Genomic DNA, 25014 nt, shown 5'->3' with positions numbered 1-25014 from the left:
CCTCACTTCAGCGATTTCGCTCGGGCACGGCCGGGACGTCCTGCCAGCCGCCCGCGCAGTCCTTGACGTAGGGGTAATACTTTTTAGACGCCGCGCAGTACCAATAGGTTTTGCCCGAAGACGAAGGTTGCGTCGCCGAGGGCGCCGCTTGCGAGCGTTCGATATAGACATCGGGCTCGGGTGGCTGGACGACGACCGGCGGCGATACGATGACGGGCGGGCCGTAATACGCCGGCGGGTAGGGCGCATAAGGGACGTAAGGCGGCGGATAGGGTCCGTAGTAGTACGGCGCCGGGACGACCGGGTAGTAGGGCGCGGGGGCGCCAACAAACACGCCCACGTTCCAGCGTGCCGCGTGGGCCGTACCGCTTATGCAGGCCGCGGCGGCCGCGAGCAGCGCGAGGGAAGCGTTTCGCCATCGCACGATGAATCTCCTTCAGAGGGGCAGCGCCGCAACCGGCCGGCGCACGAATCAAAGGTAGGCCAATCGCGCCGCGAGTGCCATAACAGCGCGTCTCACAATTATTCCGATCCTTTACGGCCCACAAAGCGGGATTTTTCTGATCTTCAGTGGGATTCGCCGGACGCGAGCCCCGGTGCATGGCGGCGCGCCCAGCGAACGCGCAGCCGGTCCAGGCAGAGGTAGACGACCGGCGTCGTGTAAAGCGTGAGCACCTGGCTCACGATGAGGCCGCCGACGATGGAAATCCCGAGCGGCGAGCGCAGTTCGGCGCCCTCGCCGGTGCCGAAGGCGAGCGGCAGCGCGCCGAGCAATGCGGCACAGGTCGTCATGAGAATCGGTCGGAAACGCAGCAGACAGGCACGCCGAATGGCATCGAGCGACGACATACCCTGCCTCGATGCTTCGATGGCGAAGTCGATCATCATGATCGCGTTCTTCTTCACGATGCCGATCAGCAGAATGACGCCGATGAACGACATGATGCTGAACTCGGTCTTGAAGGCCAGCAGCGCGAGCAGCGCGCCGACGCCGGCCGACGGCAGTGTCGAGAGAATCGTGATCGGATGGATGTAGCTCTCGTAGAGCACGCCCAGCACGATATAGACCGCCGCGAGCGCCGCGAGGGTCAAGATGGGCAGCGTCGAAACCGACGACTGGAACGCTTGCGCCGTGCCCGAAAAGCTGCCGTGAATCGTTCCCGGCATGCCGATCTCGGCCATCGTCTGCTCGATCGCCTTTGTCGCGCTCGACAGGGACTGGCCGGGCGGCAGGTTGAACGAGATCGTGGAAGCGACGAACGAACCCTGGTGACTGACCGACAGCGGTGTATTGCCGGGCCCGAACGAGGCTATGGTCGATAGCGGAATCATCGTCTCGCGCGAGGTCGAGACGGCGGAGCCCGTGGAGGCGCCCGACTTGCCGCTCGCCGCGATTGCGTTCGTCGCGAGGTTGCGCGCCGCGTCGGCCGCCGCCGAGGCGCCCGACGTACCCGCGGTTCCCGCGGCGGCGGCCGTGCCCGCACTCCCAGTGCGGCTGGCGCTGCCGCTCGTCGACGCGCTCACGGTTCCGGCGACCGCATTCGTCGATTGCGAGCCGCTCGCGTTGCCGCCCGACGTGCTGATGTAGATCTGCTTGAGCATTTCCGGATCTTGCCAATAGCGCGGCGCGACTTCCATTACCACGTGATATTGGTTCAGCGGGTTGTAGATCGTCGAGACCTGGCGTTGGCCGAACGCATCGTAAAGCGTATTGTCGACTTGCGACGGCGTGATCTTGAAGCGGGCGGCACTGGCGCGATCGATCGTCACCATCGATTGAAGCCCGCCTTGCTGCTGATCCGAATTGACGTCGACCAGCTCCGGGCGACGCTTGAGCGCTTCGGTGAGCTTCGGTCCCCACTCATACAGCTCGGCCGTCGAATCGCCGAGTAGCGTGAATTGATACTGTGCGTTCGATTGGCGCCCGCCGACGCGGATATCCTGCACCGCTTGTAAAAAGGTCTGCGCGCCGGCAACGTGCGAGAGCGGGCCGCGCAACTGAGCGATGACTTGATCGGCCGATAGTTTGCGTTCGCTCTTCGGCTTGAGCGAGATGAACATGAAGCCCGCGTTCGTCGCGCGGCCGCCGGTGAAACCCGTCGCGGTATCGACGGCCGGGTTGTTCTTGACGATCTGCATCATCTCGGCGAATTTGGTCTTCATGGCCTGGAAAGACGTGCTCTGATCGGCCATGATGCCGCCGACGAGGCGTCCGGTGTCCTGCTGCGGGAAGAACCCTTTCGGCACCGCTATATAGAGATAGACGTTGAGTGCGACGGTGGCGGCGAGCGTCGCAAGCACGAGCGCGGGGTGCGCGAGCGCCCAGCCGAGCGTGCGTTCGTAGCCGGCCGCGAGCCTGTCGAAGCCGCGCTCGAGCGTGCGCGCGAAACGGCCCTGCGCTTTTTGTTCGTGGATCGGACGCAAGAGGCGCGAGCACATCATCGGTGTCACGGTCAGCGAAATCGCGAGCGAAACGCCGATCGCCACCGACAGCGTGACCGCAAACTCGCGAAAGAGGCGGCCGATGATGCCGCCCATCAGCAAAATGGGCAGGAATACCGCGACGAGCGAGAGGCTGATCGACAGCACCGTGAAGCCCACTTCACGCGCACCGAGGTAAGCCGCGCGCATCGGCGGTACGCCTTCTTCGATATGCCGCGAGATGTTCTCGAGCACGACGATCGCGTCGTCGACGACAAAGCCGGTCGCCACGATGAGCGCCATCAGCGAAAGGTTATCGATCGAGTAGCCGAGCAGATACATCGCGCCGAAGGTACCGATGATCGATATCGGTACGGCGACGCTTGGAATCAGCGTTGCGCGCCAGTTGCGCAGAAACAGAAATACGACGGACACGACGAGCGTGACGGCGATCAGCAGCGTGTGCTCCGTGTCCTTGAGCGAGGCGCGGATCGTCGTCGAGCGATCGATCACCGGCGTGACGTCGATGGCGGCCGGAAGCGATGCCCTCAGTTGCGGAATCATGCCGATCACGCGATCGACGGTCTGAACGATGTTTGCACCGGGCTGCCGGTAGAGGATGACGAGCACCGCCCGCTTGCCGTTCGATAACGCCAGGTTGCGCAAATCCTCGACCGAATCGACGACTTCGGCCACATCGGACAGCTTGACCGCCGCGCCGTTGCGGTACGCGATGATCAGATCCTTGTATTGGGAGGCCCGCGTTGCCTGATCGTTGGTGTAGATCTGCACGGTGTGCGGGCCGAAATCGATCGAGCCCTTCGGGCTGTGCGCATTGGCCGCGGCGAGCGCGGCGCGTACGTCCTCCAGCCCGATGCCGTAGTGAAAGAGCGCCTGCGGTTCGAGTTCGACGCGCACGGCGGGGTTCGCCGCGCCGCTGACGTCCACCTCGCCGACGCCGTCCACTTGCGAGAGCGCTTGCTGCAGTACCGTCGAAGCCGCATCGTAGAGCTGCCCGGCCGACATCGTGGGGGAAGTCAGCGAGAGAACGAGAATCGGTGCATCCGACGGGTTGTACTTGTGATAGGTCGGATTACTGCGCAGGCTGGTCGGCAAGTCGGCGCGCGCCGCGTTGATGGCCGCTTGTACGTCGCGCGCGGCGCCGTCGATATCGCGGTTCAATCCGAACTGCAGCGTAATGCGCGTGTAGCCGACGGAGCTTTGCGAGGTCATCTCCGTGACATCCGCGATCTGCCCCAAATGCCGTTCCAGCGGACTCGCGACGCTCGTCGCCATCGTATCGGGGCTTGCGCCGGCCATTTGCGCCATGACCACGATCGTCGGGAAATCGATCTGCGGCAGCGGCGCGACGGGCAGCTTCACGAATGCGAAGATGCCCGACAAGGCAATGCCGATCGCGAGCAGTGTCGTCGCGACGGGGCGCGAAATGAACGGGCCCGAGAGATTCATGCGTTCATGCCCTCATACGCCGGCGTCGCCCGCGTGTGGGCGTCCGGCCGCCGGACCGAAGCGTTCGCGCAGCTTGCGCGCGAGCGAATCGAAACCGAGGTAGATCACCGGCGTCGTGAACAGCGTGAGCAACTGGCTGACGAGCAGGCCGCCTGCGATCGCGATGCCGAGCGGGTGACGCAGCTCGGAGCCGACGCCCGTGCCGAGCATCAGCGGCAGCGCACCAAGGAGCGCCGCCATCGTCGTCATCAGGATCGGCCTGAAACGCAACAGGCACGCTTGATAAATCGCCTCGCGGGGCGATTTGCCTTCTTCGCGCTCGGCTTCGAGCGCGAAGTCGATCATCATGATCGCGTTTTTCTTGACGATACCGATCAACAGGACGATACCGATGATGCCGATGACATCGAGATCGTGCCCCGAGATCATCAGCGCGAGCAGCGCGCCCACCCCCGCGGACGGCAGTGTCGAGAGGATCGTGATCGGGTGGATGAAACTCTCATAGAGCACGCCGAGCACGATGTACATCGTGACGACGGCCGCGAGAATCAGGAACAGTTCGTTCGCGAGCGAGGCCTGGAAGGCGAGTGCGGCGCCCTGAAAGTGCGTTTGGAACGACGCGGGCAGGCCGATCTCGGCCTCGGCCGCGCGAATCGCTTTCACGGCCTGGCCGAGCGAGGCACCCGGGGCGAGGTTGAACGAGACGGTCGTGGCGGGGAACTGGCCGAGATGGGTGACGAGCAGCGGCGCGGGCCGTTCTGAAAACGTCGCAACGGCGGCGAGCGGCACCTGTCCGCTCGAGGCGATCGACGAGGGCAGATAGATCCCCTTGAGCGCGTCGATGTAGTGCTGCATTTGCGGCTCGACTTCCAGAATCACGCGGTACTGGTTCGATTGCGTGAAGATCGTCGACACGATGCGCTGTCCGAACGCGTCGTAAAGCGCATTGTCGACCGTGGCCGGCGTGATGCCGAAGCGCGCGGCGCTCGCGCGGTCGATTTCGACGTAGACCGAGCGGCCGCTTTCCTGCAGATCGGTGGCGACGTCGGCCAGCTCCGGCGCCGTTTTGAGCCGCTCGACGAGCTTCGGCACCCACGCCGAGAACTCGTCCGGATTGGGGTCCGTCAGCATGAACTGATATTGCGTGGGGCTGACGGTCGAGTCGATCGTCAGATCCTGCACGGGCTGCATATAAAGCGAGATCCCGGGTACGTCGGCGACCGATGCGGTGATCTCGCGAATGACGCTGCTCGCATTTTCGCTGCGCTCGCTCGCCGGCTTCAGATTGATCAGCATGCGGCCGCTGTTGAGCGTCACGTTGGTCCCGTCCACCCCGATGAACGACGTCAGGCTCTCGACATTGGGATTGCGCAGGATCTCGGCGGCGAGTGCGCTTTGACGCTCGGCCATCGACCGATAGGAGACCGACTGGGGCGCTTGCGTGATGGCCTGGATCACGCCCGTGTCCTGTACCGGGAAAAAGCCCTTGGGGATGAAGACGTAGAGCACGCCGGTCAGTACGAGCGTGAGCACGGCCACGACGAGCGTCGAGCGCCGCCGCTCGAGCACCCATTCGAGCGCGATGCCGTAGCGCGCGATGATCGCGTCGATGGCCGCATGAGCCTTGGCTTCGAAGCGGTGGCTTTCGAGCGGCGGCGTGTGGCGCAGCAGCTTGGCGCACATCATCGGCACGAGCGTCAGCGAGACGACCGCCGAGATCACGATCGTCACGGCGAGCGTGATCGCGAACTCGTGAAAGAGCCGTCCCACCACATCGCCCATGAACAGCAGCGGGATCAGCACGGCGATCAGCGAGACCGTCAGCGAGATGATCGTGAAGCCGATCTGTCTCGAGCCCTTGAGTGCCGCCTCGAGCGGCGATTCGCCGGCCTCGACGTAGCGGGCGATGTTCTCGATCATGACGATCGCGTCGTCGACGACGAAGCCCGTCGCGATCGTCAGCGCCATCAGCGACAGGTTGTCTAGCGAGAATCCGCAGAGGTACATGACGGCCAGCGTGCCGATCAGCGAAAGCGGTACCGAGAGGCTCGGGATGACGGTCGCGTAGACGTTGGCGAGAAAGAGGTACATGACGAGCACGACGAGCACGACCGAGGCCGCGAGCTCGAATTGCACGTCGCGCACGGAGGCGCGGATCGTGGTCGTACGGTCCGTGACCACGGCCACATCGAGCGCCGCGGGCAACGATGCGCGAAGCTGCGGCAAGATTTTCTTCACGCTGTCCACCACCTGGATCACGTTCGCGCCGGGCTGGCGCTGCACGTTCAGCAAGATGGCGGGCGTCACGGGCTGCGAGCCCTGTTGCATGCCGACCCAGGCGCCGAGCCGCGTGTTCTCCGCGCCGTCGACGATCTTCGCCACGTCGGTCAGCATGACCGGCCGGCCATTCTTGTAGGCGACCACCGCGCTTTGGTAGGCATTGGCGTCGGTCAGTTGGTTGTTGGCGTTGATCGCGTAGTTGCGTGTCGGTCCGTCGAAGTTGCCCTTCGGCGTGTTGACGTTGAGGTTGGCAATCGTCGTGCGCAGGTCGTCCAGATTGAGACCGTAGGAGGCGAGCGCCAGTGGATTCGCCTGGATCCGTACAGCGGGGCGCTGGCCGCCCGACAGGCTCACGAGGCCGACGCCGGCCACTTGCGAAATCTTCTGGGCAAGGCGCGTGTCGGCGAGGTTTTGCACGTCGGTGAGCGGCATCGTCTTCGACGTGATCGCCAGCGTCAGGATCGGCGCGTCCGCCGGATTCACCTTCGCATAGATGGGCGGCGCGGGCAGGTCCGACGGCAGCAGGTTGCCCGCCGCGTTGATCGCGGCCTGTACTTCCTGCTCGGCCACATCGAGCGGCAGATCGAGGCTGAACTGCAGCGTGATGATCGACGAGCCCGCGGAGCTTTGCGAGGCCATCTGATTCAGCGAAGGCATTTGCCCGAACTGGCGCTCGAGCGGCGCCGTCACCGACGATGTCATGACGTCGGGGCTCGCGCCGGGATAAAACGTCTGCACCTGAATGGTCGGGTAGTCGACCTCGGGCAGTGCCGAGATCGGCAGGTAGCGCAGCGCCACGAGGCCGACCAGCATGATCGCCGCCATCAACAGTGCAGTGCCGACCGGGCGCAGGATAAAGGCGCGGGAAGGATTCATGCGTTCGATGCCTCGGTCCGGTGCCTCATTGCGATCGTCATTGCGCGCCGGCAGCCGATGCGGAGCGTGCGCCGCTGGCCGCGTGGCCGTGAGCACGGGCGTGCCCGTGCCCGGCCGCCGCGCTGGCGGCGTTGCCGTGCGAGGCGCCCGAAGCTGCGTCTGCCGGAATCGTGATCTTGGCGCCTTCGCGCAGGCGGTCGGAACCGTCTATGACGACGCGCTCGCCGAGCGCGAGCCCCGACGCGATGCTCGTGCGTTCGCGGTCGACGGGGCCGACGGTCACGGGCCGCACGGTGACGGTGTTGTCGGGCTTCACGACATAGACGAAGCGGCCGGACGCGCCGTTGAGCACAGCCGATGTCGGGACGATCACCGCATCGTGAAGCGTATCGATGAGTAGCCGCGCGTTCACGAACTGATTCGGAAACAGCAGTTGCCCGTCGTTTTTGAACAGCGCCCGCAACTTGACGGTGCCCGTTGCGGTATCGATCTGGTTATCGATGGTGTCGAGGTATCCCGCTTCGAGTGGTGTCGTGTTGTTGCGATCGTAAGCCGTCGTCGAAAGCTTCGCGCCCGCGCGCATGCTTTTCACGATGGCCGGCAGGTTGTCTTCGGAGGTCGTGAAGACGACGCTGATCGGCTGCAATTGAGTGATGACGACGATGCCGTTCGTGTCCGAGGGCGTCACGTAATTGCCTGGATCGACCTGACGCAGGCCGACTCGCCCGGAGACCGGCGCGGTGATGCGCGCGTAGACGAGATCGAGCTTGTAGGTGTCGACGCTCGCTTGATCCGAGCGCACCTGCCCTTCGTATTGCTTCACGAGCGATGCCTGCGTGTCGACCTGCTGACGGGCGATCGAATCCTGCGCGAGCAGCGCGCGATAGCGTTCGAGGTCGAGCTTCGCCGTTTGCAGCAGCGCCATGTCTTTCGCGAGCGTGCCTTGCGCGTTATCGAGCGAGATCTGATAGGGGCGCGGATCGATCTGGGCGAGCAGATCGCCTTGCTTGACCATTTGCCCTTCGCGGAACGCGACGCTTTGCAGGGTGCCGGCCAGTTGGGTTTTGACCGTCACGGAGGCCAGCGGCGTCACTGTGCCGAGCGCCGTCAACACGATGGGCATTTCTCCGCGCACGGCTGTCGCGACGTGCACGGGCTGCGGCATGTTCCCCAACCGGCCCGCGCCGCGGCCGGCGTGTGCGCCGCTTGCGCCGGCCGGCACCGCGCCGGAGGGACTCGTGCGGCTCCAGGGCCTCCACCAGGCCAGCACGAGCGCGGCTACCAGGACTGCGGCGACGAGTACACCGAGTCGGCGCCCCGTGGAGCGGGGGGCGACAGGTTTCGGCGCTTCGCCTGGACCGGGGTCATGGGAGGGGCGGTGAGGATCGGGGCGGTTTTCCTGTTCGGCCATCTGTAAGGGTCAAGAGTTGCGATGCTGATGCGCTCGGTGCGGGCGCTCGGTTGGGATAAAAAGCGCCCATGAGGGACAAATGTTCGCGATGCATGATGCTACGTCGTGCGCTCAGCCGGAGTCCACCCAAGTATTTTTCAGCCGGTTACCGCTGTTACTGTTACTCAGACAGCCTCAGCCGCGGTGCGCCGCCGATCTCCCGCACAATCTTGGCTACGCATCCGACGAGTGCCGGCGCGGCGTGTTCGAGCAGCCACTCGCGCGTGCACAGATGCGCGGCGCCGCCGCAGTTCACCGCGTAGCGCTCGCCCGAGGGGCCGACGAATCCGGCCGCGATCGCGTTCAGGCCCGCGGACCACGCGCCGGTCTCGATCGCAAAGCCGTTCTTGTCCGTTTGCGCGAGCGCGTGCGCCACGCGGGCGTGAACATGGGGCCAGTCGTCGCCGGCGGCGGCTTGCACCCCGGTCATCAATGCCTCGCGTTGCGGCGCCGTGAGTGCGGCAAGATAGGCGTGCCCCGCCGCGGTGCGAGTCAGATCCATGCGCGAGCCGATCTCGAGCCGCGAGACGAGCAGCGCCGAGGAGGGCCGGACAGCCTCGATCACGACCATGTCGAGCCGGTCACGCGTGACGAGGTGAACCGAGAGCGCCGTGCGATCGGCCAGATCGACGAGAAACGGGCGGGCGCGCGCCCGGATGTCGAAGTTGCGCAAAAAGCCGTTCGAAAGTTCGAGCACCGACGCCGTCAGCACGAATCGCTCGCTGTCGGGCAACTGAAAGAGAAATCCCGCCTTGACGAGCGTTGCGGTCAGGCGGGAGACGGTCGGTTTCGGGATACCCGTCAGCTCGGCCAGTTCCCGATTGCTGATCGGGGCATCGGCGCTTGCGACGCGGCGCAGCACCGTGAGCCCCCGTGCCAGCGCGGCGACCTCCTCGGGGGCGCCGTCTTTCTCGGCGGGTTTGCTGACGGGAACGGATTTGCGCGTTGTTGCGGGCACGATTGTCTTCCGGTGATTTTTTCGAAACTTTATTTCATGTTCGCCTTTCATCGCTTGCAAGTGCGCAAACCTGCTTGGTTAGAATCGGTAATAAATACGTCACATGATAGATGTAATCGTTTTCCATGAGAGGGTACCTGTCAACAATTCGGCAAAAATTATCTTGACTTCGTCGGCTGAAAGAGAAAAAATGGAATCTCATTTCGGAGCGAGGTGTTCCGGAATACCGTCTCTCAGGTTCTAGCACGGCCCTCGGAATGGCTAGAACTTCTTTAAGGCGCCACGGTCACGTGGCGCCTTTTTTTTCGTCGGTTGGGCGGTGCGGGCGGGATCCCGGCGGTTTCGCCGCGGTTCTGCTATCGTCCGTGTCCATGCAACCTATCCTGACCATTACCGGCCTGTCGAAGACCTATGCCTCGGGCTTCACAGCGCTCAAGAACATCAACCTCGAGGTGCGCCGCGGCGAAGTCTTCGCGCTGCTCGGACCGAACGGCGCCGGCAAGACGACGCTGATCGGCATCGTTTGCGGCATCGTCAACGCAACGTCGGGCCGCGTCGCCGTCGACGGTCACGACATCGTGCGCGACTATCGCCGGGCCCGCGCGATGATCGGGCTCGTGCCGCAGGAGTTGACGACGAACGCGTTCGAGACGGTCTGGGCCACCGTCTCGTTCACACGCGGGCTTTTCGGCAAGCCGGCCGATCCGGCGCATATCGAGAAAGTGCTGCGTGCGCTGTCGCTCTGGGACAAGAAGGACAACCGCATCATGATGCTCTCGGGCGGGATGAAGCGGCGCGTGCTGATCGCCAAGGCGCTTGCGCACGAACCGGCGCTGCTCTTTCTCGACGAGCCGACGGCGGGTGTCGACGTCGAGTTGCGGCGAGACATGTGGAACCTGATGCGCACGCTCAAGGAAAGCGGCGTGACGATCATCCTGACGACGCACTACATCGACGAGGCCGAGGAAATGGCCGACCGCATCGGCGTCATCAATCGCGGCGAAATCATTCTCGTCGAAGAGAAGGCGCAACTGCTGCGCAAGCTCGGCAAGAAGCAGCTGACGCTCGATCTGGAGGCGCCGCTCGAAACCTTGCCGCCGTCGCTTGCGGGCTATGGGCTCGAGCTTTCGGCGAATGGCAGCGCGCTCACGTACACCTATGACGACACTCAGTCCGAGCGGGCCGGCATCGTGCGCTTGCTCAAGGACTTGGCCGATGCTCAGATCCGCTTCAAGGATCTGCAGACCTCGCAGAGTTCGCTCGAAGATATTTTTGTCGACTTGGTCAGGGAGACGTCCTGATGAATCTGTACGCGGTGCGGGCGATCTACCTGTTCGAAATGGCGCGGACCTGGCGCACGCTGATGCAAAGCGTCATCTCGCCGGTCATTTCCACTTCCCTATACTTCGTGGTCTTCGGCGCGGCCATCGGCTCGCGCATCCGCGAGATCGACGGCATCAGCTACGGCGCGTTCATCGTGCCGGGGCTCGTGATGTTGTCGTTGCTCACGCAAAGCATTACGAATGCCTCGTTCGGCATTTACTTCCCGAAATTCACCGGCACCGTCTACGAATTGCTCTCGGCGCCCGTGTCCTATCTCGAGCTGGTCGTGAGCTTCGTGGGCGCGGCCGCGACCAAATCGATCATGCTCGGCCTCATCATCATGGCGACCGCGGCGTGCTTCGTGCCGCTCAGGATCGAGCATCCATTCTGGATGCTGCTCTTTCTCGTGCTGACCTCGATCACGTTCAGCCTGTTCGGCTTCATTATCGGCATCTGGGCCGACGGCTTCGAAAAACTGCAGGTCATTCCACTTTTGATCGTCACGCCGCTCACGTTTCTCGGCGGCAGCTTCTATTCGATCGGCATCCTGCCGCCGGTATGGCGCACGATTGCGCTCGCGAATCCCGTCGTCTATCTGATCAGCGGCTTTCGTTGGAGTTTTTATGGCGTGGCCGACGTGCATGTCGGCGTGAGCCTGGCCATGACGGGCGTATTCCTGTTGGTTTTCATGGCCATCGTCGCCTGGATCTTCAAGACGGGATATCGGCTCAAGACCTGAGGGCCGCCGGCAGCGGCGCGAGCAGACGGCATGCGCGCATGACAGCGCGCTTTGTCATTCCGCGCAAACGTCGACATAATGCTCGGACCGACAGGCGCATCGCCAGGTTCGTGACCCCATTCCTTCGAGCATGAGACTGACGACCAAAGGGCTGCTGCTGATTGCGATTCCGACGTTGTTCGAACTCGCGCTGCTTTCCGGGCTCGTGAAGGCGCAGGCAAATGCCGAGCAGGCGGAGCAATGGGCGCTGCATAGCAAGGACGTGCTGCGCCAGACCAACGCGATTCTCGAACCCGTATTGCTCGAGACGGTACGCATGCGCGGCGCGGTGCTCAATGACGATCGGACAACGGCGACGCCCGTTTCACTCTGGATCGATCTCGACCGCAATATAGACAGACTGGTCGATCTGATTGCGGACAATCCCACCCAGGTCGAGCGCGCCGCGCAGATTCGTCAGTCGGTGCAAGCGTACCGGCAATGGTCCGACCGCGTACAAGACCTGCTGCGCAACGGCCGTCACGACGACGTGCTGGAACGCTTTCGCAATCAGGCCAATATCGACGTGATCGATCGTTTCCGCTCGCAGGTGGCGGCATTCCAGGCCGAAGAATTGCGCATCGATTCACTGCGCACGGAGGCGGCCGCCTCCGCGCTCGCGCAGCAACAGCGGTTGACCACCGCGGCCGTCGTCGGCTCGCTCGTGCTTGCGGCACTGGCGGTATTCCTGTTTACGCGCGGACTGCGCGGCCGGCTGCGGCAACTGTCCGATAACGCTGCGCGGCTCGCCGAGAACGCGCCGCTTGGACTGCCGTCGCCCGGCGATGACGAGATCGCGCATCTCGATTCGATCCTGCACGAGACGAGCCGCCGCCTGCGCGAATCCGAACGAATGCAGGCGCGCTTCCAGAACGACCTTGCGCGCCGGGCCGACGAACTGGCTCGGACGAACGAGACGCTGCATCAGCAAACGCAGGAAAACGAGATGTTCATCTACAGCGTCTCGCACGATCTGCGTTCGCCGCTCGTCAATTTGCAAGGGTTTTCCAAAGAGCTGACGCATGCCTGCGACGATCTGCGCGCGGCGGTGCGCGAATCGTCGCTCTCGCCCGAGGACCGCGAACATGTCGAGCGGCTCATCGACGAGGATATCGGCGAGGCGTTGCGCTTCTTGCAAAGCGCGGTCTTGCGTGCCGCCCATATCATCGATTCGTTGCTGCGGCTATCGCGGGTGGGGCGCGTCGAGTATCGCCGCCAGGCCGTGGATGTCGCGGCGCTCGTGCGCCACGTGCTCGATGCGATGCAAGGCTCGATCCGCTCGCGCAACGCCGAGATCGTCGTGGTCGACCTGCCGCCCGTCTGGGGCGATCCGACGGCGCTCGAGCAGATATTCGCGAATCTGATCGGCAACGCGGTGAACTACCTCGATCCCGAGCGGCCCGGTCGCATCGAAATCGGGGCGATGCCCGCGCCCGCCGGAACGCACTCACTACGCATCTTCTATGTGAAGGATAATGGTCTCGGTATTCCGGCCGTGGCGATGCCGCGCCTTTTCCATGCGTTCCAGCGGCTGCACGGCGCCGTGGCGACCGGCGAAGGCATCGGGCTCGCCCTCGTGCGCCGCATGGTGGAACGGCATGGCGGACGCGTATGGGCCGAATCGACCGAGGGCGTTGGCACGACCTTCTATTTGTCGCTACCGGAGGCGGCCGAGCAGGTCGCCGCCTGATTGAGGGAAATCGATATCATGCATACCGGACCCGCAGACGGCCAGTCCGTCAACATCATCCTGATCGAGGACGACGACGGCCACGCAACGCTCATCGAGCGCAATCTGCGTCGCGCCGGTCTCACGAATGGCTTCACGCGTCTTTCCGACGGCCAGAAAGCGCTCGACTTCTTCTTCGGCGAGGACGCGCCTTTCCTGCGCGACCCCGCCCCGGCATCGGTCATCCTGCTCGATCTGAAGATGCCGCGTATCGACGGCCTCGAGGTATTGCGGCGCCTGAAGGCCGACAAGCGTACGGCGTCGCTGCCGGTCATCGTGCTGACGACCACCGACGACCCGCGCGAGATCGAGCGCTGCTACGAGCTGGGCTGCAACGTGTACGTGACGAAGCCCGTGGAGTACGACGCCTTCATCGAGGCCGTGCGCCGGCTCGGCTTCTTTTTGCAGGTGGTGAAGCTGCCCGCGTGCGGCCGATGACGGCTCACATCCTGTTCATCGACGACGACGAGGGGCTGTTGCGCCTTGCGTCGCGTGCGCTCGGGCGCGCGGGCTACCGGGTGAGCCAGGCGTCCACGATCGACGCCGCGCGCGCGGCGATGACGCAGGAAACGCCCGATGTGCTCATCGTCGATTACACGTTGGGCGGTCGCGAGACCGGGCTCGAGTTTCTGCGCGCGCTGCGTCGCAACGGGTTTGCGTTGCCGGCGATCCTCTGCACGGGTTTTGCGGACGAGGCGCGCGTCATCGAGGCGCTGCGCTCGGGCGTGGCCGACGTCGTGCCGAAGAGCGAGCATTACCTCGAGTACTTGCCGGAGGCGATCGAGCGCGTGCTGCGCGAGCGACGCATCGAGCGCGAGCTGGCCGAGGCGCAACACGCGCAGGAACGCGAGGCCCATTTTCGGGCGCTGGCTGAAGAACGCGAAGCGCTGCTTGCCTCCGAGCGGGCCGCGCGCGCCGAGGCCGAACGCGTTTCGCGCATGAAGGACGAATTCGTCGCGATGCTCTCGCACGAATTGCGTACACCCTTGAATGCGATCATCGGTTGGACGCAGGTCCTGCTGCGCGATGCAAGCGCGTCCGAATCCGTTCGCAAGGGGCTCGAAGTGGTCGACCGCAATGCGCGCGCCCAGGCGCGGATGGTCGACGATCTGCTCGACTTTTCGCGGATTCTCGCCGGCAAGCTGCGTCTCGATGTCGAGCGCGTCGATCTCGTCGATCTCGTCGAATATGTCATTCGCTCGCTCGGTCCCGCCGCGCTCGCCAAAGAGATTGTCATCGTGCCTGCGCTCGAACCCGATGCCGCGATGCTTGGCGATCCCGCGAGGCTGCAGCAGATCGTCTGGAATCTGCTGTCGAATGCGGTGAAGTTCACGGGCAAGGGCGGCAGCATCGAGGTCGCGCTACGCCGTATCGATGATGAGATCGAACTGACGGTGGCCGATAACGGTCAGGGCATTACCCCCGAGTTTCTACCGCATGTGTTCGAGCGTTTTTGCCAGGAGGACTCGAGCATCGCGCGGCAGCATGGGGGGCTCGGGCTCGGACTCTCGATTGCCCGGCAACTCGTCGAAATGCATAGCGGGCGCATCGAGGCGCGCAGCGATGGCGCGGGCATGGGCGCGGCGTTTGTCGTGCGCTTGCCGGCAAGCGTCGCCAAGCTTGCTCATACCCCGCTCGACGAACCGTTGCCGGAGGTGACACCGCCGGCGCTGGCGGGCTTGCAGGTGGTCATCGTGGAGGACGAGCCCGATGCCCGCGAACTCGTGTGCCGGGTGCTCGAGGAGCGCGGCGCCAAGACGCGCGCGTTCGGACATGCGCTCGACGCGCTCGAAGCCTGTATCGAGGCGCCGCCCGATGTGATCGTGAGCGACATCGGCATGCCGGGTGTGGACGGCTATGAATTCATTCGCCGCTTGCGGACGTGGGAAGCGCCGCGCGGGCGCGTGACGCCGGCCGCTGCGCTGACGGCATTCGCACGCAGCGAGGACCGTAGGCGAACGTTGCTCGCGGGATTCCAGACGCACTTGGCGAAACCCATCGATCCGCTGGAACTCGTCGTGGTCGTCGCCGCGCTGGCGGGGCGGGCGGCGTCGTTTTCGGGTGGGGAAGCGGGCGTGTAAAACGGGGCCTGTCTTGGGAACGGGGCGACTACTACTACGGGCGCCATGGATGCGTGTTCGCGTATGCGCAGGGTCGCTAATCCAGCCGAGCTGACCTGCATTGTTTTCTTTGTATTTGGCATATGTCCCTCTCAGTTAATCGGACAGAGGGACTCCATCACTCACCGGACGACGTGGGTGACGCCATTGCAATCGCTGAGACCGGCGACGACGGTCCGCTCGACGTACCCGGACAAGGTGCCGCTGCGGTCGGGCCGCACGTATCTCAAGCATGCGATTTACGTGCAAGCCGCACGAGCGGCTGCTCCCTCGCCGCCAACCCCAGCACGCGCGACAGCTTGGCCTGCTCCGCGGCGATGTCCGCGAGCGTGTATTGGTCCAGCACGCCAAGATATGCGCGCAACGCGCTGCCAAGCACGCCACGCAGGCCGCATGCGGCCGTGATGACGCAGGCGTTACCCTCGGTGTCGAAGCACTCCACCATGCGGAAATCCGGCTCCGTCGTGCGCACCACGTCGCCGATGCTGATGCGAGAGGCGGGACGGCCGAGCTTCAATCCTCCCGTTCTTCCTCGCGTCGTGGACAAAAAGCCCGCGCGTCCGAGCGCGTGGACGATCTTGACGAGGTGCCCGCGTGCAATGCCGAGCACCTCGGAAAGCTCAGCGATCGTGACAAGCTCGTCCGAGCGAACCGCCGCATACATCAGTACGCGCAAACTGTAATCGGTGAAGTCCGTCAGTCTCATAGCCAAGCCTATAACGTCGATTCATTGTATATCTTTGGTGGCGGCATTCGAGCGTGAAGTCATACCCACGTTGGGTTGCGCGAGCGAGGGAGAAACCGAAGATTGATGACATACATCAAGTTTGCCGTGACCGGCGATTCGATAATGGTCGCAGGCCGGCATTCCCGCCGGGCCATGCACTTCGACGGGAAAGGGATATGTCAGCTCATTCGGTGCAAAGCCGCGCAGCATCAGCGAGCGTTGCCGAGCCGGACTTCGGCCGCTTCGCCGGCCTCGAAATATCGGAAGCGTTGATCCGTCGTTTCGACAACGCCGGTCCGCGATATACGTCTTATCCGACGGCCGACCGCTTCGTGCCGGAGTTCGACGAGGCGACGTATCGCCGCCATCTGGCCGAGCGCGCCGCCACGGCCGCCGCCGCGCCGCTATCGATCTATGCCCATCTGCCGTTTTGCGAGTCGCTGTGCTATTTCTGCGCCTGCAACAAGGTCATTACCCGCGAACACGGTCGCGCAGCGGAGTACCTCGACTACCTGCTGCGCGAGATCGCGATGGTTGCGCCGCAGCTCGGCGGTAATCGATCCACCGCGCAACTGCATCTGGGCGGCGGCACGCCGACGTTTTTCAGCATGACGGAGCTGGGCCGCCTCGTCGATGCGTTGCATCGCCACTTCGCCTTCGTGCCTGATGCCGAAATGGGCATCGAAATCGATCCGCGCACCGTCACGGCAGACACGCTTTCGTCGCTCGCATCCCTGGGTTTCAATCGCACGAGCTTCGGCGTGCAGGATTTCGATCCCGCCGTGCAGCATGCCGTCAATCGCATCCAGCCGCTCGACATGGTCGAACGCGCGTTGGCGGCGAGCCGCGATGCGGGGTTCGAGTCGATCAATGTCGATCTCATCTACGGGCTGCCGCGGCAATCCGTCGCAAGCTTCGATCGCACGCTCGACGAGGTCATCCGGCTCGCGCCCGACCGGATCGCGCTTTATAACTACGCACACCTGCCGAACCGTTTCAAGGCGCAGCGGCTGATCGACGCGAGCGAGCTCCCGCTTGCCGAAGACAGGCTGCATATCTTCATGCACGCGACCCGTCGGCTGCTCGATGCGGGCTACGTCTATGTCGGCCTCGATCACTTCGCGAAGCCCGGCGACGAACTGAGCCGCGCGTTGCGCGACGGGACGTTGCACCGCAATTTCCAGGGCTATACGACGAAGGCCCAATGCGACCTCGTCGGCTTCGGCGTTTCGGCAATCGGCAAGATCGGTCGCGCCTATAGCCAATCGACGCGCTCGGTGAAGTCGTATTACGGGCATTTGGACGCGCAGCGTTTGCCCGTCGAGCGCGGGCTGACGCTGAGCCCCGACGACCTGCTGCGTCGCGACGTCATCATGACGCTGATGTGCAGCGTGCCGCTCTCGTTTCGCGCGATCGAGGCGCGCCACGGGATCGAATTCGCGCGCTACTTCGCAGATGAGCTCGCCGCGCTCGCCCCGCTCGGCGAGGCCCAGCTCATCGATGTGGGCGACGACGCGATTCGCGTGCTGCCGAAAGGACGCTTGTTCGTGCGCGCCATTGCGATGACCTTCGACAAATACCTTGGGCGGCCCGGCGCGGCCTCGTATTCGAAACTGATCTAGGTCGATGGAGCATGCGAATGCAAAGAGCAAAGATTCGCGTCCAGGAATTCCTGGCGAGAATGCCGCTCTTCAACGAGCTGTCGCGCAACGAGCTCGATCGGATTGCGCTCGGCACGACACAGCAGCAGCTCGCGCGCAAGGAGATGGCGTTTCATTGCGGCGATGTGTGCTCGGGCTTGCATGCCGTGGTCTACGGGCAGATCAAGCTCAGCGTGGTCTCGCCGCTCGGCGAAGAGAAAGTCGTGCGGCTCGTCGGCCCCGGCGATAGCTTCGGCGAGGCCCTGATGTTTCTTGGCAAGCCGTATTTCGTGTCGGCACAGGCGATCAGCGATTCGCTGCTGTTGCATGTCGCGAAAGCCCCAATCATCGACGAATTGCGCGGTAATCCCGATTTCGCCTGCAAGATGCTCGCGGGCTTGAGCGCACGTCTGCACGCGTTGATGCGCGACGTGGAGGCGTACTCGCTTCGATCGGGCACGCATCGTCTAATCAGCTACCTGCTTGCGCTAAAAGGCGAGGCCGAACCCGGCGAGGAACGAGCGGGGCTGCGCGTGCGACTCGAAGCGGGCAAGAAGATGGTGGCGTCCAGACTCAATCTGACGCCCGAACATTTTTCGCGCATTCTCCACGAACTGGGAGTGCGGGGGCTCCTTACGGTCCACGGACGCGAGATCGTCATTCCGGATGTCGCGAAGCTGCAGGCGGCATGCGCTTACTAAGTCCTGACTCGCGCATCGCGTGCCGATAGCCGGCACACAGGCAAGCATTCAAGGCGCGATCAATTGCCGCACCGCAGGCCGACGGGTCCTTGACCCAGATTAAGGTCCGCGCTGCGTACGCACCTCACACTTGCCGTTACTGCGATTTTCGTGAGGTCGTCCTGTGTCAGTGCCGAAGGCTGTGTTCGAACCCCTGCGCATCAAGGGCAAGACGTTGTTGCCCATCGTCCAGGGGGGAATGGGAGTGGGGGTGTCCGCGCATCGCCTCGCGGGTACCGTTGCCTCGCTGGGCGCAATGGGAACGATCTCCAGCGTCGATCTGCGCCGTCATCACCTCGATCTGATGGCCGAGACTGCGCGCTCGCGCGACCGTGCACTGATCGATGCCGTCAATCTGCAAGCCCTCGATCGAGAAGTGCGCTCCGCGCTGCGGCTCGCGCGCGGCGAGGGAGCCGTGGCCGTCAATGTCATGCGTGCAGTGTCGGCGTATGCGCAATATGTGCGGCGCGCGTGCGAAAGCGGAGCCCATGCCGTCGTCGTCGGCGCGGGATTGCCGCTCGATTTGCCGGAGCTTACGGCGGATTTTCCGGATGTCGCGCTGATACCGATCTTGTCGGATGCGCGCGGCATCGGACTCGTGCTGAAGAAGTGGATGCGCAAGCAGCGCTTGCCCGATGCCATCGTGATCGAAAACCCGCGGTATGCGGCAGGGCATCTTGGCGCGCCCTCACTCGACAGCGTCACAAACCCGCATTTCGCGTATCGCGAAGTCATCGAAGGCACGCTCGCGCTGTTCAAGGACCTCGGGCTCGAGCGCGAGAAGATCCCGCTCATTGCCGCGGGCGGCATCCATACGCACGAGCAGATGCGCGAGATCGTGTCGCTCGGCGCGACAGCCGTTCAGCTCGGTACGCCGTTCGCGGTGAGCAAGGAGGGCGATGCGCATCCGAACTTCAAGAGAGTGCTCGCCGAAACCCCGCTCGATGAGATCGTAACGTTCATGAGCGTCGCCGGGTTGCCCGCGCGCGCGGTGCTGACGCCGTGGCTTGCCGAGTACCTGGAAAAGGAAGCGAAGCTGCAGCGCGTCGCCAAGCCGCGCAAGTGTACAGTCGGCTTCGATTGCCTGCAGCAATGCGGCCTGCGCGATGGCATCGCGAAACACGGGCAATTTTGCATCGATAAGCGGCTCGCCTATGCGCTCGCCGGCGACGTCAAGCGCGGGCTTTTCTTTCGCGGCTCCGAGCCGCTGCCGTTCGGCAGTCGGATTCGTCCCGCGCGCGAGCTCATCGAGTACATGTTGACGGGGCGCAGCCCTGCCGACGACCCCGCGGACCCCGCGGATAACGTTGCTCTTCCTGTCACGAGGCGGCTTGACGCTGGATTGCCGATTCCACTATGACGAATGATCGTTTCCCACCGAGCGGCGAACGCCGCGTGCTACCGCTCGTTTATTCGTGCTCGGGCTGTTCGAGCGCGGCGCAAATGGCGAACTACGTAGCCGTACAACTGGATCGGCGCGGTGCGGCCGAGATGTCGTGTATCGCCGGTGTCGGAGGCGATGTGCCGGCGCTACTGAAGCTCGCGCACTCGGGCAGGCCCATCATCGCGATAGACGGATGTCCGCTTGCATGCGTGAAGCATTCTCTCGGGCGGCATGAGCTTGCGGCGGACGAATATGTGCAATTGGCCGAGCACGGCGTGCGCAAGCGGTTTCACGCCGACTTCGATATGCAGCAGGCCGACGAAGTGGTGAACGAAGTCGAGGGGCTCGCGAGCGAATTGCGGGAGCGCGCATCAGCCTCGTCTGACGTCGAAGGATAGAAACCGTCCGCGCATTTCGTCGAGCACGCCTTCGCTCGGATAGTCCGCCAGCGAGACGGCGTTCAGCTGCGCGTCGCGAGAGCCCTGCTTCCGAAAGAGTTGCAGGGCGTACTTTTTCACGCCCAGATTCGCAAGCGTGCGCGCCAGAACGAGCAGGTCCGTCTCCGACAGCAACGCCGGGTGCGCCGTCGTGCGGCATTCGTAATCGACATCGCCGGCCAGTAATGCTTCGAGGCTGCGTCTGGCGAACGTTCCGCTATCGCGCACGCGCGTCACGCGTTCGTAGTCGGTGAATGGCGCCTTGATGTCGAGACCCACCCAATCGAGCAAAGGCAGCAGTTGCGCGAATCGGCGCGGATGCGTGCCCGCGCTGTGCAGCCCGACTTTGAAGCCGAGCGCACGGACATCGCCGATCGCACGGCCAAGCGCCGGGTCCGCGGTGGGCTCGCCTCCGCTGAATACGACAGCATCGATCAGACCGGTCCTGCGCGCCAGCAAGCGCATGACGTCGGTCCAGGCTACCGCGCCTGCCCGAGTGCGCGGTTGCAAATGCGTGTTGTGACAATAGCCGCAGCGCCATGGGCATCCCTGCACGAAGACGACGGCCGCGAGCGCACCCGGAAAATCCGTGGCAGTAAACGGCGCCACGCCGCCGACCTTGATGGGCCGCAGCGACGCGGCCGTGCAAACGATTGGCGTGCTCGGGATGTCACGTTGCAAGAGAAACCTCCTCGGTGAAATAGGTGCGCTCGTAGAATTCGCCTTTCTTGCCCGTATTGAACGAAGAAACGGGCCGGTGGTATCCCATGACGCGCGTCCAGATCTCGCACGGTTGGCGTTCTTCGTCGCGAAGCTCGACGGGGGCGGCGTGTGTCGCGTGGTTGTGATTCATGTTCAAGGCTCCATTAGTTCAGGGGTTGCGGGTCGATTGCATTTGCGATGAAGCAGCGCCTCGTCGCATTTGGGACAAAACTCGTGGCGGCCCGGCAAATAGCCGTGCTTGGGGCAAATCGAGAACGTTGGCGTGACGGTGATGTACGGGAGCGAGAAGCGGCTCAGCGTACGCTTGACGAGTTCGCGGCAGGCGTCGGCCGACGACAGCGGCTCAGTCATATAAAGATGCAGGACCGTGCCGCCCGTGTATTTGCGCTGCAAGTCGTCCTGATGCTCGAGCGCCTCGAACGGATCTTCGGTAAAGCCGACCGGCAACTGCGACGAGTTCGTGTAGTACGGCATGTCGGCGGTGCCTGCTTGCAGGATGCCGGGATAGCGTTTGCGGTCTTCCCTGGCGAAGCGGTACGTCGTACCCTCGGCCGGCGTGGCCTCGAGGTTGTACATATGCCCGGTCTCTTCCTGGAACGCGAGCATCTTCGCGCGGACGCGATCGAGCAGGCGGACAGCGAAGGCATGTCCCCAGTCGGTCGTCAGATCGTGCGCGTCGGCCGTGAAGTTGCGGATCATCTCGTTGATGCCGTTGACCCCGAGCGTGGAGAAGTGATTGCGCAGCGTGCCGAGGTAACGCTTCGTGTACGGAAAGAGGCCGTTATCCATCAGTTGCTGAATCACGCGACGTTTTATTTCCAAACTCTCCTTGCCGAGTTCGAGCAACGCGTCGACGCGAGCCATGAGCGCACCTTCGTTGCAGGCATAAAGATGGCCGAGCCGCGCGCAGTTCAATGTCACGACGCCGATCGATCCAGTCTGCTCGGCCGAGCCGAACAGGCCGTTGCCGCGCTTGAGCAACTCGCGCAGATCGAGCTGCAGCCGGCAACACATCGACCGGATCATGTTCGGTTTCAATTCCGAGTTGATGAAGTTCTGGAAATACGGCAGGCCGTAGCGCGCGGTCATCTCGAACAATCGCGTGGCGTTCGGACTGTCCCAATCGAAGTCGGCCGTGATGTTGTAAGTCGGAATCGGAAACGTGAAGACGCGGCCTTTCGCGTCGCCGGCTTGCATCACTTCGATGTAGGCACGATTGATCATGTCCATCTCGGCCTGCAGATCGCCGTAGCGGAAGTCCATTTCCTTCCCGCCGACGACCGGCACCTGCTCGCGTAGATCTTCGGGGCACACCCAATCGAACGTGAGATTCGTGAACGGCGTTTGCGTGCCCCAGCGCGACGGCACGTTCAGGTTGTAGATGAGTTCCTGAACGTATTGGCGCACTTCCTCGTAGCTCAACCGATCCTTGCGCACGAACGGCGCCATGTAGGTGTCGAACGAGCTGAACGCTTGGGCGCCGGCCCATTCGTTTTGCAGCGTGCCCAGAAAGTTGACGATTTGCCCGACTGCGCTCGACATGTGTTTGGGCGGTGCCGCTTCCACCTTGCCGGGCACCCCGTTGAGCCCCTCGGTGAGCAGCGTGCGCAGCGACCAACCCGCGCAGTAGCCCGAAAGCATGTCGAGGTCATGGATGTGCAAGTCGGCGTCGCGATGGGCCTGGCCGACGGCGGGCGGATAGACGTGGCTCAGCCAGTAGTTCGCGACGAGCTTGCCCGAGATGTTGAGGATCAGGCCGCCGAGCGAATAGCCTTGATTTGCATTGGCATTGACGCGCCAATCGCGGCGCTCGAGATACTCCTCGATGGCGGAGGCCACGTCGACTTGCGGCTTGGCGTGCCGTTGCGCCTGCGCGGCGTGTGCGTATGCGTGACGGCCGGCTTGAAGAAGGTGAGCGGGTATCGGTCCGTGGTCCATGTGAGCCTCGATGAGCACAATATATTGTGATGTTGCTCATCGTATGCACTACATATAGCGTGGTCAACGCCGCTCGCCTATATTCTTGCGTCTACTTGACCTGCGTTAAGTTATGAGCCGGCCGCGAGCGTGGCGCCCGGCCGATTGCCCTTCGCCATTAGCCGCTGCAACCGCACGCGCCGGTTCCACCGCCTGCGCATCCGGCAGCCGACGCTTGCGCGGGCGCCGCGCTTTCGTTCGGCGCGAGCCTGATGCCGAAGTCGATCACGACACGCTCCGGCGTGCGCTCCACGTATTCGATGTGGACCTGATCGCCGTACCGCTGTTGCATTTGATTGAGCAGCGGCAGAGGATCGTGGTCGTTGATGAAGCGCATGGTCTCCCCATGGTCGAGCGTTTCGAGCGCCCCGAAAATGGCGGCGTGGCGCAAGCGCTTGGCAATGCCGCGGACATCGAAGGCATAGGTCGTATTGGGATTGGCATTGGTCATTGCGGACTCCTGAGTGGAAGTGACATCGACGAGAACATGACGACGATGAACAGCGCCAGCGCCGCGGCGTTGCCGATTGCGCCGGCGCGGTGTAGCACAAATGCCTGCGCGAGCGCGCCGCCGATGCGCAGGGCGAGCGCCGCATGCAACGCAGCGAGCGGCAGATAGAAGAGAGGGCGATAACGCACGCGCAGCCGTGTGAGCGCCGGCAGGACGATCGGTGCGTGCCCGAGCGCCATCGACATGACGAAGCCGAGCGTGAGCGCATGCAGCGCCGCGTCGTGCCACGGATGCCCGGCGTCCCATGAACCGAGCAAGCCGAGCACCCCGCTCAATGCGAGCCAGCCATAGCCCGACAACAGACAGACGGCAATAAAACGCGTGAGTCCGTGCTGACGCACGGTAACGCGCGCGATGTCATGGCGGGTCAGCCATAGTGCCAGTGCGACCAGCGCTGCGGAGAATGCGCGCAACGCGGGCTCCGGCGCATACGGCGAGGCACTGGCTGAGAGGAAGATGACGACGGCGATGGCGACGAACGTCACCCGCGCGCGCGGTGGGGTTCGCCGCATGCGCGTGAGCTCGAGTCTTTCCGCCGCGATCGTCAAGACGAGAAACGCCAGCCAATTCGGCACGGCCCGCAGCGGCGCCTGAGTCGCAAGCCACAGAACGTTGCCTGCCCACCAGCTCGACACGCCGAGCGCGAGCACGAAAAGATGCAATGCCGGCTGCCGGCGAAGCAACCCGGCCATGCTCGCAAGCGCGGCCGTCGCCGCGATGACCAGAAGAGCCTGGGCCCAGGCGGGCGGCGCGCCGGCCAGCAGCACGAGGCCCGCGGCGGCTGCGCACGCGGGGGCACAGAGGTGCGGGCCTGCCCGGAGCGCGACTGCGCGCTCGAGACTGACGACTGCGCCGAAGAAGACGGGCAGGACGAGCACACCGTGCCAAGCAGCGCTCGACAGCGCGTGGGGCGGCAGGGCGATGCCGAAGCGAGCGAGACCGGCTGCAATGCCGCATACGAACGCGACAGCGATGGAGCCTGCGAACGCAATCCGCACGCCCGTTTGCGTGGCGCGCCCCCACGTTGCACGGGCGCCGGTTTCGGCTGTACCGGCGGGCGACGTATGCTTCAATCGTCGCTCCAACCGAGCGCATCGCGAGCGGCGTCGCTCATCATCTCGGGTTGCCACGGCGGCTCCCAGACGAGATCGATGTCGACGATCGTGCCCACCTGCAACGCGGCATCGATGACCGCGTGCACGTCGTCGAGAATCGACTGCCCCATCGGGCAGGCGGGCGAAGTCATGGTGAGCGCGATGCGCCAGCCTTCGGTACGCTGCTCGATGTCGTAAACGAGCCCGAGATCGACGATGTTCACGCCGATCTCCGGATCGATCACGTGCCGCAGCGCCTCGCGAATCTGCTCGCGCGCCGACGGGGCGCTGGTAGGGATCGGTAAGGGCTCCATAGTCGTTCTCCGCGGGGCTTTATTGAGCGTGGGACGGTTGGGCGGCCGGACGCGAGCATCCG

At 63.9% G+C, this 25014-nt stretch carries 20 protein-coding genes and 1 pseudogene; 9 read left to right on the top strand and 12 right to left on the bottom strand.

Going from position 1 to position 25014, the window contains the following annotated elements; translation table 11 throughout:
• Positions 1 to 7 precede the first annotated feature (7 nt).
• The 5 genes from ACR9ZC_RS20805 to ACR9ZC_RS20785 all read right to left on the bottom strand — a co-directional run bounded on the left by ACR9ZC_RS20805 (position 8) and on the right by ACR9ZC_RS20785 (position 9455).
• The gene (locus ACR9ZC_RS20805; RefSeq protein WP_481581758.1) at positions 8 to 424 is read right to left on the bottom strand and encodes a hypothetical protein; all 417 of its coding nucleotides are present in this window, start codon (positions 422 to 424) and stop codon (positions 8 to 10) included.
• A 143-nt stretch (positions 425 to 567) separates the two neighbouring features.
• A complete protein-coding gene (locus tag ACR9ZC_RS20800; protein WP_481581757.1) occupies positions 568 to 3891 on the bottom strand; it encodes an efflux RND transporter permease subunit in 3324 nt (1107 codons plus the stop codon).
• 12 nt (positions 3892 to 3903) lie between these two features.
• The gene (locus tag ACR9ZC_RS20795) at positions 3904 to 7047 is read right to left on the bottom strand and encodes an MdtB/MuxB family multidrug efflux RND transporter permease subunit (protein ID WP_481581756.1); all 3144 of its coding nucleotides are present in this window, start codon (positions 7045 to 7047) and stop codon (positions 3904 to 3906) included.
• Positions 7048 to 7084: 37 nt separating this feature from the next.
• On the bottom strand, positions 7085 to 8458 hold the full coding sequence (locus tag ACR9ZC_RS20790) for an MdtA/MuxA family multidrug efflux RND transporter periplasmic adaptor subunit (protein ID WP_481581755.1): 1374 nt from the start codon (positions 8456 to 8458) through the stop codon (positions 7085 to 7087).
• 160 nt (positions 8459 to 8618) lie between these two features.
• On the bottom strand, positions 8619 to 9455 hold the full coding sequence (locus tag ACR9ZC_RS20785) for an IclR family transcriptional regulator (protein ID WP_481581754.1): 837 nt from the start codon (positions 9453 to 9455) through the stop codon (positions 8619 to 8621).
• 371 nt (positions 9456 to 9826) lie between these two features.
• On the opposite strand from ACR9ZC_RS20785, the gene ACR9ZC_RS20780 reads away from it, so the two are divergent.
• From ACR9ZC_RS20780 to ACR9ZC_RS20760, 5 genes are all read left to right on the top strand, one after another.
• Entirely contained in the window at positions 9827 to 10756 is a 930-nt protein-coding gene (locus tag ACR9ZC_RS20780; RefSeq protein ID WP_440561907.1) for an ABC transporter ATP-binding protein, read from the top strand.
• Positions 10756 to 11517, top strand: a complete 762-nt coding sequence (locus tag ACR9ZC_RS20775) for an ABC transporter permease (RefSeq protein WP_173259552.1) — start codon at positions 10756 to 10758, stop codon at positions 11515 to 11517. The genes ACR9ZC_RS20780 and ACR9ZC_RS20775 overlap by 1 nt, the downstream gene beginning before the upstream one ends.
• Positions 11518 to 11647: 130 nt before the next feature.
• A complete protein-coding gene (locus tag ACR9ZC_RS20770) occupies positions 11648 to 13246 on the top strand; it encodes a sensor histidine kinase (protein WP_481581753.1) in 1599 nt (532 codons plus the stop codon).
• A gap of 18 nt (positions 13247 to 13264) precedes the next feature.
• Positions 13265 to 13723 (top strand): response regulator, encoded by a 459-nt coding sequence (locus tag ACR9ZC_RS20765; protein WP_173259556.1) that lies wholly within the window; start codon positions 13265 to 13267, stop codon positions 13721 to 13723.
• Positions 13720 to 15366, top strand: coding sequence for an ATP-binding response regulator (locus tag ACR9ZC_RS20760; protein ID WP_481581752.1), 1647 nt, complete (start codon positions 13720 to 13722; stop codon positions 15364 to 15366). Before ACR9ZC_RS20765 ends, ACR9ZC_RS20760 begins: the two co-directional genes overlap by 4 nt.
• A 265-nt stretch (positions 15367 to 15631) precedes the next feature.
• On the opposite strand, the gene ACR9ZC_RS20755 is transcribed toward ACR9ZC_RS20760, so the two are convergent.
• Positions 15632 to 16111 carry an Rrf2 family transcriptional regulator gene (locus tag ACR9ZC_RS20755; protein ID WP_481581751.1) on the bottom strand — a complete coding sequence of 160 codons (480 nt, stop codon included), beginning with the start codon at positions 16109 to 16111 and terminating at the stop codon, positions 15632 to 15634.
• A gap of 197 nt (positions 16112 to 16308) precedes the next feature.
• Here ACR9ZC_RS20755 and hemN point away from each other — a divergent pair, with 197 nt between their 5' ends.
• From hemN to ACR9ZC_RS20735, 4 genes are all read left to right on the top strand, one after another.
• On the top strand, positions 16309 to 17754 hold the full coding sequence (gene hemN / locus ACR9ZC_RS20750; RefSeq protein ID WP_481581750.1) for an oxygen-independent coproporphyrinogen III oxidase: 1446 nt from the start codon (positions 16309 to 16311) through the stop codon (positions 17752 to 17754).
• A 17-nt stretch (positions 17755 to 17771) separates the two neighbouring features.
• Complete coding sequence (locus tag ACR9ZC_RS20745) at positions 17772 to 18473, top strand: Crp/Fnr family transcriptional regulator (protein ID WP_481581749.1); 702 nt, start codon at positions 17772 to 17774, stop codon at positions 18471 to 18473.
• Between the two features lie 163 nt (positions 18474 to 18636).
• Positions 18637 to 19872: an NAD(P)H-dependent flavin oxidoreductase gene (locus ACR9ZC_RS20740; RefSeq protein WP_481581748.1), complete on the top strand. Its 1236-nt coding sequence runs from the start codon at positions 18637 to 18639 to the stop codon at positions 19870 to 19872.
• Positions 19869 to 20294 (top strand): putative zinc-binding protein, encoded by a 426-nt coding sequence (locus ACR9ZC_RS20735; protein ID WP_481581747.1) that lies wholly within the window; start codon positions 19869 to 19871, stop codon positions 20292 to 20294. Before ACR9ZC_RS20740 ends, ACR9ZC_RS20735 begins: the two co-directional genes overlap by 4 nt.
• On the opposite strand, the gene ACR9ZC_RS20730 is transcribed toward ACR9ZC_RS20735, so the two are convergent.
• The 6 genes and pseudogenes from ACR9ZC_RS20730 to ACR9ZC_RS20705 form a co-directional block, all read right to left on the bottom strand.
• Positions 20268 to 20987: an anaerobic ribonucleoside-triphosphate reductase activating protein gene (locus ACR9ZC_RS20730; protein WP_481582727.1), complete on the bottom strand. Its 720-nt coding sequence runs from the start codon at positions 20985 to 20987 to the stop codon at positions 20268 to 20270. The genes ACR9ZC_RS20735 and ACR9ZC_RS20730 overlap by 27 nt on opposite strands.
• A gap of 16 nt (positions 20988 to 21003) precedes the next feature.
• Entirely contained in the window at positions 21004 to 21186 is a 183-nt protein-coding gene (nrdD, locus tag ACR9ZC_RS20725; protein ID WP_481581746.1) for an anaerobic ribonucleoside-triphosphate reductase, read from the bottom strand.
• A 2-nt stretch (positions 21187 to 21188) separates the two neighbouring features.
• The gene (locus ACR9ZC_RS20720) at positions 21189 to 22994 is read right to left on the bottom strand and encodes a ribonucleoside triphosphate reductase (protein WP_481581745.1); all 1806 of its coding nucleotides are present in this window, start codon (positions 22992 to 22994) and stop codon (positions 21189 to 21191) included.
• A gap of 247 nt (positions 22995 to 23241) precedes the next feature.
• Positions 23242 to 23484, bottom strand: a pseudogene (locus ACR9ZC_RS20715) (DUF2249 domain-containing protein); the annotation flags it as partial.
• Positions 23481 to 24542: a hypothetical protein gene (locus tag ACR9ZC_RS20710; RefSeq protein ID WP_481582726.1), complete on the bottom strand. Its 1062-nt coding sequence runs from the start codon at positions 24540 to 24542 to the stop codon at positions 23481 to 23483. The pseudogene ACR9ZC_RS20715 and the gene ACR9ZC_RS20710, both read right to left, overlap by 4 nt.
• 71 nt (positions 24543 to 24613) lie before the next feature.
• Positions 24614 to 24952: a metal-sulfur cluster assembly factor gene (locus ACR9ZC_RS20705; RefSeq protein WP_481581744.1), complete on the bottom strand. Its 339-nt coding sequence runs from the start codon at positions 24950 to 24952 to the stop codon at positions 24614 to 24616.
• Positions 24953 to 25014: the final 62 nt, after the last annotated feature.

It is taken from the genome of Trinickia sp. HAY1-2D (assembly GCF_056754935.1).
The sequence above is the reverse complement of the archived record's forward strand: the minus strand, read 5'-3'. Positions and strand labels throughout refer to the sequence as shown.

What these genes read in the sequence shown, in the direction of transcription:
- ACR9ZC_RS20800 (WP_481581757.1), bottom strand. Translation starts at nt 3,891, where the DNA reads ATGAATCTCTCGGGCCCGTTCATTTCGCGCCCCGTCGCGACGACACTG.
- ACR9ZC_RS20795 (WP_481581756.1), bottom strand. Translation starts at nt 7,047, where the DNA reads ATGAATCCTTCCCGCGCCTTTATCCTGCGCCCGGTCGGCACTGCACTG.
- ACR9ZC_RS20790 (WP_481581755.1), bottom strand. Translation starts at nt 8,458, where the DNA reads ATGGCCGAACAGGAAAACCGCCCCGATCCTCACCGCCCCTCCCATGAC.
- ACR9ZC_RS20780 (WP_440561907.1), top strand. Translation starts at nt 9,827, where the DNA reads ATGCAACCTATCCTGACCATTACCGGCCTGTCGAAGACCTATGCCTCG.
- ACR9ZC_RS20775 (WP_173259552.1), top strand. Translation starts at nt 10,756, where the DNA reads ATGAATCTGTACGCGGTGCGGGCGATCTACCTGTTCGAAATGGCGCGG.
- ACR9ZC_RS20770 (WP_481581753.1), top strand. Translation starts at nt 11,648, where the DNA reads ATGAGACTGACGACCAAAGGGCTGCTGCTGATTGCGATTCCGACGTTG.
- ACR9ZC_RS20765 (WP_173259556.1), top strand. Translation starts at nt 13,265, where the DNA reads ATGCATACCGGACCCGCAGACGGCCAGTCCGTCAACATCATCCTGATC.
- ACR9ZC_RS20760 (WP_481581752.1), top strand. Translation starts at nt 13,720, where the DNA reads ATGACGGCTCACATCCTGTTCATCGACGACGACGAGGGGCTGTTGCGC.
- ACR9ZC_RS20755 (WP_481581751.1), bottom strand. Translation starts at nt 16,111, where the DNA reads ATGAGACTGACGGACTTCACCGATTACAGTTTGCGCGTACTGATGTAT.
- hemN (WP_481581750.1), top strand. Translation starts at nt 16,309, where the DNA reads ATGTCAGCTCATTCGGTGCAAAGCCGCGCAGCATCAGCGAGCGTTGCC.
- ACR9ZC_RS20745 (WP_481581749.1), top strand. Translation starts at nt 17,772, where the DNA reads ATGCAAAGAGCAAAGATTCGCGTCCAGGAATTCCTGGCGAGAATGCCG.
- ACR9ZC_RS20735 (WP_481581747.1), top strand. Translation starts at nt 19,869, where the DNA reads ATGACGAATGATCGTTTCCCACCGAGCGGCGAACGCCGCGTGCTACCG.
- nrdD (WP_481581746.1), bottom strand. Translation starts at nt 21,186, where the DNA reads ATGAATCACAACCACGCGACACACGCCGCCCCCGTCGAGCTTCGCGAC.
- ACR9ZC_RS20720 (WP_481581745.1), bottom strand. Translation starts at nt 22,994, where the DNA reads ATGGACCACGGACCGATACCCGCTCACCTTCTTCAAGCCGGCCGTCAC.
- ACR9ZC_RS20705 (WP_481581744.1), bottom strand. Translation starts at nt 24,952, where the DNA reads ATGGAGCCCTTACCGATCCCTACCAGCGCCCCGTCGGCGCGCGAGCAG.